10 protein-coding genes are annotated in these 7,513 nt (G+C 72.7%); 3 read left to right on the top strand and 7 right to left on the bottom strand.

Translation table 11 applies throughout. From position 1 onward, the window contains the following. The first annotated feature begins 90 nt into the window (after nucleotides 1–90). The gene (locus HNR40_RS55870) at nucleotides 91–1,023 is read left to right on the top strand and encodes an MFS transporter (protein WP_246510871.1); all 933 of its coding nucleotides are present in this window, start codon (nucleotides 91–93) and stop codon (nucleotides 1,021–1,023) included. Between the two features lie 34 nt (nucleotides 1,024–1,057). Here the strand turns inward: HNR40_RS55870 and HNR40_RS51835 are convergent, their stop codons facing one another. Further along, entirely contained in the window at nucleotides 1,058–1,978 is a 921-nt protein-coding gene (locus tag HNR40_RS51835) for a helix-turn-helix domain-containing protein (RefSeq protein ID WP_184975965.1), read from the bottom strand. A 71-nt stretch (nucleotides 1,979–2,049) separates the two neighbouring features. Here HNR40_RS51835 and HNR40_RS51830 point away from each other — a divergent pair, with 71 nt between their 5' ends. Continuing rightward, a complete protein-coding gene (locus HNR40_RS51830; RefSeq protein WP_184975962.1) occupies nucleotides 2,050–2,361 on the top strand; it encodes a cupin domain-containing protein in 312 nt (103 codons plus the stop codon). A 44-nt stretch (nucleotides 2,362–2,405) separates the two neighbouring features. Here the strand turns inward: HNR40_RS51830 and HNR40_RS51825 are convergent, their stop codons facing one another. The 3 genes from HNR40_RS51825 to HNR40_RS51815 all read right to left on the bottom strand — a co-directional run bounded on the left by HNR40_RS51825 (nucleotide 2,406) and on the right by HNR40_RS51815 (nucleotide 4,132). Next, nucleotides 2,406–2,717 (bottom strand): hypothetical protein, encoded by a 312-nt coding sequence (locus HNR40_RS51825; RefSeq protein ID WP_184975960.1) that lies wholly within the window; start codon nucleotides 2,715–2,717, stop codon nucleotides 2,406–2,408. A 204-nt stretch (nucleotides 2,718–2,921) separates the two neighbouring features. Beyond that, nucleotides 2,922–3,395, bottom strand: a complete 474-nt coding sequence (locus HNR40_RS51820; RefSeq protein WP_184975956.1) for a GbsR/MarR family transcriptional regulator — start codon at nucleotides 3,393–3,395, stop codon at nucleotides 2,922–2,924. 44 nt (nucleotides 3,396–3,439) lie between these two features. Continuing rightward, entirely contained in the window at nucleotides 3,440–4,132 is a 693-nt protein-coding gene (locus HNR40_RS51815; RefSeq protein WP_184975953.1) for an NAD(P)-dependent oxidoreductase, read from the bottom strand. 71 nt (nucleotides 4,133–4,203) lie between these two features. Between HNR40_RS51815 and HNR40_RS51810 the strand changes: the two genes are divergently transcribed. Next, nucleotides 4,204–4,821, top strand: coding sequence for a TetR/AcrR family transcriptional regulator (locus tag HNR40_RS51810; RefSeq protein WP_184975950.1), 618 nt, complete (start codon nucleotides 4,204–4,206; stop codon nucleotides 4,819–4,821). On the opposite strand, the gene HNR40_RS51805 is transcribed toward HNR40_RS51810, so the two are convergent. From HNR40_RS51805 to HNR40_RS51795, 3 genes are all read right to left on the bottom strand, one after another. Next, on the bottom strand, nucleotides 4,745–5,671 hold the full coding sequence (locus tag HNR40_RS51805) for a D-alanyl-D-alanine carboxypeptidase family protein (protein ID WP_221341874.1): 927 nt from the start codon (nucleotides 5,669–5,671) through the stop codon (nucleotides 4,745–4,747). The genes HNR40_RS51810 and HNR40_RS51805 overlap by 77 nt on opposite strands. Before the next feature lie 110 nt (nucleotides 5,672–5,781). Further along, nucleotides 5,782–6,132, bottom strand: a complete 351-nt coding sequence (locus HNR40_RS51800; protein WP_184975944.1) for a hypothetical protein — start codon at nucleotides 6,130–6,132, stop codon at nucleotides 5,782–5,784. Further along, complete coding sequence (locus HNR40_RS51795; protein WP_184975941.1) at nucleotides 6,129–7,502, bottom strand: hypothetical protein; 1,374 nt, start codon at nucleotides 7,500–7,502, stop codon at nucleotides 6,129–6,131. Before HNR40_RS51795 ends, HNR40_RS51800 begins: the two co-directional genes overlap by 4 nt. Between the last annotated feature and the right edge of the window lie 11 nt (nucleotides 7,503–7,513).

Below are 7,513 nucleotides of genomic sequence, written 5' to 3'. Positions count from 1 at the left end.
ACGGCGTCGCCTACGACCCCACCCAGCACAGAGCCCTCCAACGACTCCTCAACCAAGATCAACCGGCTGCTGCTTGACACAGGGCTACTCATGCGGGAGCTGGGAGTCGGCCCGGCCGACGTGCAATGGATCCTGGACGCCTACATCCTGGTCTTCGCCGGGATGCTGATCACGTCGGGCAGCCTGTCCGACCGTTTCGGCCGCCGCAGGATGCTGACCCTCGGGCTGGTCGTCCTCGGCGTCGGGTCCCTGCTCGCCACGTTCGCCAGCGAGCCCTGGCAACTGATCGCCTGCCGGGCGGTCATGGGGCTCGGCGGGGCGCTGGCGATGCCCAGCACCATGTCCATCGTCATCGTCGTCATCGTCGTCATCCACCAGGTTGTCGTACTCGGCGTCGAAGACCGCGAACGCGCCGAGCTGGTCGCGCGTGTGCAGGAGCGGCTGGTGCGGCAGCGCGACCCGGTCACCCGAGGTCAGCAGCCGGAACCGGTCGTCCAGCCGGCGCGCGACCTGCTCGACGCTCATCGAGCGCAGCCGGGCCGCCGCCGGCTCCAGCGCGAGCGGCAGCCCGTCCAGGCGCCGGCAGATGTCCGCGACCGCTTCGGGGCCGGGCGCGAGGCCCGGCCGCACGCTGAGCGCCCGGTCGGTGAACAGCCGCGCCGCCGCCTCCCTCCCGAGCGGGCCGAGCGGGCACAGCGCCTCGCCGGTGATCGCCAGCGGCTCCCTGCTCACGGCCAGCACGATGAGGTACGGCAGCCGCCCCAGCAACGCGTAGACCAGTTCGGCGACGCCGTCCACCAGCCGCTCGCAGTTGTCGAGCACCAGCACCGCCGCCCCGCCCGCGAGCAGCTCGGCCACCTGCCCGGCCGGATCGGCAGGCAGCGACCGCCCCTCCGGCGGCCGGAGGTCGGCCGACCTGAGCGCGCCGAGCACCGCGTCGGCCAGCCGGTCGGCCGTCTCCACCCCCGCCAGCGGCACGAAGCCGATGTCGTCACCGATCTGATGGCGGCAGGGGCGACGTGATCGGCGTCGTCGTGCTCTCTGATGGCGTGAGCGGTCAGGGGCCGCGGAAGGTGCGGCGGTAGGCGGTCGGGGTGGTGGCGGCGTCGCGGGACAGGTGGAGGCGGAGATTGGCGGCGGTGCCGAGGCCGCAGCGGCGGGCGACCTCGTCCACGGGCAGGTCCGTGCGCTCCAGAAGGCGGCGGGCGAGCTGCACGCGCTGGGCGGCCAGCCAGCGGTGCGGGCTGACGCCGGTCTGGGCGGTGAAGTGGCGGGCGAAGGTACGCGGGGAGAGGCTGGCCCGCCCGGCCAGGTCGGCGACGGTGAGCGGGTCGGCCAGCCGTTCCATGGCCCAGGCGCACACCTCCGCCATCCCGTCGCCGGCGGCGGGGATCGGCTGCTCCAGATACTGGGCCTGCCCGCCCGCGCGGTGCGGCGCGACCACGAGCCGCCGCGCCACCCGCACCGCCGCCTCGGCCCCGTGGTCGGTACGCACGAGGTGCAGGCACATGTCGATGCCGGCGGCGAACCCGGCGCTGGTCAGCACGTTGCCGCCGCCCGCGTACAGCTTGCCGGGGTCCACCTCGACGCCCGGGTAGCGTGCGGCGAGCGCGGGCGCGTCCATCCAGTGGGTGGTGGCGGGGAGCCCGTCGAGGAGCCCTGCGGCGGCGAGGGCGAACGCGCCGGTGCACACCGAGACCATGCGCGCGCCTCGGGCGGCCGCCGTGCGCAGCGCCTCCAGGACCGGTTCCGGGGGCTCGTCCAGCGGCGCGTATCCGGGCACCACGACGGTGTCGGCGGCGCGCAGCGCGTCGAGGCCGTGCGCGACGGCGATGTCGAACCCCGTCGTGGCCGGCACCGGGCCGGGGGTCCGCGCGCAGACGGCGAAGGAGTACTCCTCGCCACCGAAGACCTCCGCCGGGATGGCCAGGTCGAACGCCACCACCGACGGCAGTGCCAGCGCCACCACACGATGCATGGCAGAAAGCTTACGGATATCGGCATTCCTGCCACTCGTCGCCCCCAGCGAAGCCACGACAGGATCGGGCCATGCGATTCATCGACGCCCCGTCCTTCACCGCGAGCCGCCCCTGGGGCGCGCTGGACATCACCGAGATCGACCGGGCCACCGTGCGCCTGCACTGGACGGACACGCCGTACGTCTGGCACGTCAACGACGGTCCCGAGGTCTTCGTCGTCCTGGACGGCGTCGTGGACATGCGCTACCGGCGCGACGGGGAGGAGCACGTCGAACGGCTCACCCCGGGCCGCGTCTGCCATGCCGAGCCCGGTGACGAACACGTGGCGTACCCGATGCCCGAGGCCAGGATCCTGGTCGTCGAACGGAAGGACAGCCGCTGACAGGGGCGGCGGGCTCGTGCGGGAGCCCGCCGCGTGGGGGATGGTCAGCGCCTGTTGACGCGCAGGGAGACGATCGTGCCGGGCGGGAGGCCGGCGACGGAGGTCTGGCCTGCGGCGACCCACGGGCCGGTGGTGGCGACGTAGCCGACCATGGGGTTGACGTGGATGAGGGTCACGGCCACCTGGTGCTCGCCGGTGCCACTGGAGCAGTAGCTGGAAACGGTGTTGGCGGCGGGCTGGTGGCTGCTGGTGCAGTTCTCGGGGATCGCATGGGCGCTGGGGGAGACGCTCATGAACGCGGCGGTCGCGAGCAACGTGGAGCACGTGAGGGCGACTGCCCGCTTCCTGGATCTCACCGGCGAATCCTCGCTTTCTGTTAGGAAAGTTTCCTAAAAGTGAAGATAACTCCCAGGTGGTCGCCGTCAAGACCGCTTCCGGTCCGCGAGAAGCACGACTCGCGGGAGCGTTCCCAAGTCCGGTCACGCGGACCCGGCTCATCGATTTGACCGGCATAGGGGACAGGTACGGCAACGCCACCGTCGCCGCAGGAGCGTAACTAGCTACTCCTTGCGGTCCGGGGTCTCGGTGGCCTGGGCGAGGACGGCGGTCAGCGCGGCGATGGAGGCGCGGGCGGAGCGGATGCGCGCGCTGCCCGCCTCGTCCTTCCAGCCGAGCTTCAGCCCTTCCTCGGCCAGATCGCCGAACGCCGAGAAGGCGGCCAGCTTCTGCTGGAGCACCTTGGACCAGGCGTCGTCCTCGATCTGGTAGTAGACGGTGCGCTCGCCCGGCTTGCGGAAGCGGCGTACCAGCCTTATGGAGGTCAGCAGCTGCATGTTCGTGGTGAGCGAGGCCCGGCTGGCGCCGATGGCCTCGGCGATCTCGCCCGCGGTCTGCTCGGGCGGGTCGCAGGCCATCAGCCAGCCCAGGACGCGTCCGGTGATCGGCGCCAGCCCCCATTCCTCCGAGACGAACGTGGCCACGCGCTCGACCCACTCGAGTGCCTGCCGGCGGTCGGGGCCGTGCGGAGAGGTCATAGGGAGTAGCGTATCGTGTTTCAGTTGTTTCAGGCGCTTCTGAACTAGCCGATGCGCAGCGCCTCCTTGAGGAAGACGCGGTAGACGCTCGGGGTGCCCTCGGTGGTGATGACCTCGACGACGGAGCGGACGTTGCGGTTCTCCACGGCCTCCCTGATGAGCGCGTCGGCCAGGTCGCGGCGGGCGGTGAACCGGCCGATCATCTGGGGCGCGCCGACGGTGTAGCGGGTGACCCGCTCACCGTCGAACAGCCCGGACGGGCGCACGATGGTCCAGTCGAGGTCCGTGCCGGAGACGATCCGCTCCATCAGCGCGGCGTCCTCGTAGAGCGGGCGGCCCATCCGCAGCAGCATGGGCACGACCACCTTCCGGTAGACGAGCGTCTCGCCGGGCGGGGGCTTCATCGGCACGCCGGTCGAGGTCGTGCAGACCAGGCGGCGTACACCGTGCTCGGCCATGGCCGCGGTGATGTGCCGGGCCGACTCCGAGCCCGTGGTGACGGCGGGCGACTTGTACGGCACGCCGAGCGAGGAGATCACCGCGTCGTGCCCGCGCACCACGCGGCTGACGGCCGCCGGGTCGAGGGCGTCGGCCCGGACGACGTCGAGGCCCGGATGGGTGATCGGGAACTCCTCCGGCCGGCGGGTCACCGCGGTGACGACGTGGCCGTCGCCGAGTGCCTGGGCCGTGGTGAGCCGGCCCGTGGGGCCGTTGGCGCCGAAGATCACGAGCTTCATGTGCTTGCCTCTCCAGATGGTTGACCGGCACTATATTCATTATAAGTAGTGTTAAGTCAAATGGAGAGATCATGACAGGGCAGCGCCGATACGACTCGCTGCGCCGTACCGCGCAGGCGCTCGAGACCCGGGCCGAGATCGCCCGCGCCGCGCGGGAGCTGTTCCTCGCGCGCGGCTGGGCGGAGACCACCGTCCGCGACGTGGCGAGCGCGGCGGGCGTGTCGGCGCCGACCGTCTACGCGATCTACAAGAACAAGGCCGGGCTCACCCGCGCCCTCGCCGACGCCGCCGACCTGCGCGGCGACGTGCCCCGCCTGCTCGCCGAGCTGGAGGACCCGGCGGCGACCCCCGCCGGGCAGCTCGCCGCGATGGCCGGCTTCGACCGCCGGCTCTACGAGCGTGCCGGGGACGTCATCCTGCTGGTGCGCGAGGCGGGGCGCGGCGAGCCGGAACTGGCCACCGTGTACGGCGACGGCCGCCGCCGCGCCGACGAGACCCGGGCGCACGTCTTCTCCTCCTGGCCGGAGGGCACGCTCAGGCCGGGGGTGGACGTGGCCACAGCGGCCGACGTCTACGCGGCGCTGTGCACCATCGACGTCTACACCACGCTCGTCAGCGAGCGAGGCTGGACGCCGGAGCGCGTCGAGGCGTGGTGGCGGCAGGCTCTGGCACGAGAGCTGCTGGCCTGAGCAGCCACCGCTCGACCGCGCTCGTCATCTTCGCCCCCGCCAGCAGCGCCGCCTCCTTGGCCGCGGCCGGGGTGGTGCCGGGGTTCTGGGCGAGGATCACGCCGAGCACCAGGCGGCCCCGCACCCGGGACGCCCACATCAGGTTGCCGCCCGCGGCCGTGCCGGAGCCGGTCTTGATGCCGATGACGCCGTGCTCGTTCAGCAGGGTGTTGGTGTTGGCCAGGCTCTGCCCGCCGCCGGGGACGGACGTCCTGGTCAGCGCCACCACCTCGCGGAAGACCGGGTCGGCCATGGCCGCCCTGGCCAGCTTCAGCTGGTCGGCGGCGGTGCTGACCGTGCTGTCCTCGTTGCCGCTGGCTCCGGTGTAGGTGGTGTCGCGCATGCCGAGGCGGCGGGCGGCGGCGTTCATCTTGGCGGTGAAACGTTCCTGCGATCCGGCGTCCCAGCGGGCCAGGAGGCGGGCCACGTTGTTGCCGGAGGGCACCATCATCAGCTCCAGCAGGTGGCGCAGCCGTACTCGCTGGCCCTCTCTGACCGGGGCGGTCGACTCCTCGCGGGAGTGCGACTCGTCGGCGGCGGTCCTGTCCACCTCGATCAGCGGGCCCCGCTCGCCGGGGCGAAGGGGGTGGCCGCGCAGGATCACGTAGGCGGTCATCACCTTCGCCACGCTGGCGATCGGGACGGGCTCGCCGTCGCCGCTGGTGCCCAGGCTGCCCACGCCCTCGACCTCGACCGCGGCCTGCCCCTCGGCCGGCCAGGGCAGCGGCACGCCGGACTTGGGGGTCGCCGATACGGCGGCGCAGCCGGACACCGCACCTGCCAGCAGGAGAAACAGCAGGAAAAGTCGCATACCGCCCAGGGTGGGTGGTGCACGCATCCGGCCCGCCGTACGCGTGTGTTGGGCGGCGCTCAGGTTTGTATCGACCGGGCATCACCGGCGGCCGGGAAGGCCGCCGGTGATCAACCCCGGTACTTGGCGCCCCACCAGGTGGCCTCGCGCAGCCTGCCGAGTTCCACGGCCCGCCCGACGATCAGCCGCGCCGCCCGCAGCCGCTCGGCGTCGTCGGCCTCGGCCCTGGTCAGCCGCTCGGCCAGCTCCTCCACCTGCGCCTCCTGGCTGGCCTCGATCACCGCCAGGTCGATCTGCCCGCCCGGGTACGTCACCACCTTGACCCGGTCGACCAGCCGCTCGAACGCCGCCCGGTGCCTCCTGATCACCAGCCGCACCGACAGCACCAGCGCCAGCGGCCAGGCCAGCGCGCTCACCAGCGCGGCGGCCGAGTCGAGCAGCCTGGCCCAGTCCGCCGTCACGACAGCCGCGCGATGTCGTCGGTGAGCCGCCTCTCCACCCGGTGCCAGCGCTCCTGCAGCGGCGCCGGGTCCAGCCTGGCCAGCACCCGGCAGATCTCCGGCAGCGGGCCCAGCGAGGGCCGGGGCTGCCGGATGTCCTCGAACTCGGGCAGCAGCGGCCCCGCCCCGTCCACCAGGGAGTCGTCGAGCAGCCGGGAGTACTCGCGGGCCGCGGCGCCCTTGGCCGGGCCGGCGCCGTTCACCGCCGGGGCCTGCAGGGTGGGCGGCAGCGTCAGCGCGGGCGGCACCTCGGTGCCGGGCCGCTGCTGCGCCCTCGGCTCCAGGATGCCGCGCCGGTAGGCCTCCAGCATCGCGTCGCGGAAACGGCTGAGCCCCTCGTCGCGGGCGGCCCGCAGGTCCGAGTACGCCTCGGCGTGCTTGGCCAGCGACGCCTTGGCGGAAGCCTGGACCTTGGCGCACCGCCTCTCGCTGCGCCGCCGCCGCAGCCGCGCGACGAGCACGGCGTCGGCCTCCGGATCGTCGCCCTTGATCTTCATCAGGATCGAGGTGAGCGTGAGCAGCCCGATCAGCGCCCCGATGAGGATCACCTGGTCGTCCACGGCGACCTGCTTCCCGGTCTCGACCGAGAACGAGTCGAACGCCCGCAGATACGCGAAGTACCCGACCAGCCCCAGCACCAGGACCAGGTAGACCACCGGCACCAGCCCGCTCAGGAACCGCAGCACCCGGCTGTCCGCCGACCGCCGCCGGATCAGGCCGCCGACCAGGGTGGCGCTGAGCAGCACCATGAAGACCACCGCGATGCCGGGCACCAGGGCGATCAGGTTCTGGACCAGGCCGGGATCCTCGTCGGCGCCGGTGTAGCCGACGTCGAGGAAGTACTGCTGGAAGAACCACACGTCGAACGCGCCGATCACCAGCACCGCCGGCCAGCGGAAGATCCGCAGCCAGGTCGGCGGCGCGGGCCGGGCGCGGTCGGCGAGCGCGCGCTCGTCCCGGCAGGCCCGCCCCACCTGGTGCGCGTGCCGTCCTTCGGCCACGAACCGCTCGTAGGCGTTGACCGCCGCGTCGGCGTCGTGGTGCGCGCGGATGAGCGCCTGCCTGCGGGCGCGCATCGTCTCCGCCGCCTCCAGCAGCCCCCGCAGTCCCGTCTGCGCCCCGCCGAGCAGGGCGCAGGTCTCGGAGTAACTGAGCACCGCGGGATCGGGATGATGCTCTTTCGGTACGGCCGGCTCCTCCACACCCGGCTCCGCCTCGCCCAGGCTCTCCCAGAGCGCGCAACGGCACCCGTCGGCGCAGTAGGCGGGCGGCTCTCTGCGGGAACGGCCGCGGGGGCCCGCGGCGCGGGAATGTTCTTCGGTCAGGACCATTCGTGTTCCTC

This window comes from Nonomuraea endophytica, from assembly GCF_014203235.1.
Lineage (GTDB): Bacteria > Actinomycetota > Actinomycetes > Streptosporangiales > Streptosporangiaceae > Nonomuraea > Nonomuraea endophytica.
The sequence above is the reverse complement of the archived record's forward strand: the minus strand, read 5'-3'. Positions and strand labels throughout refer to the sequence as shown.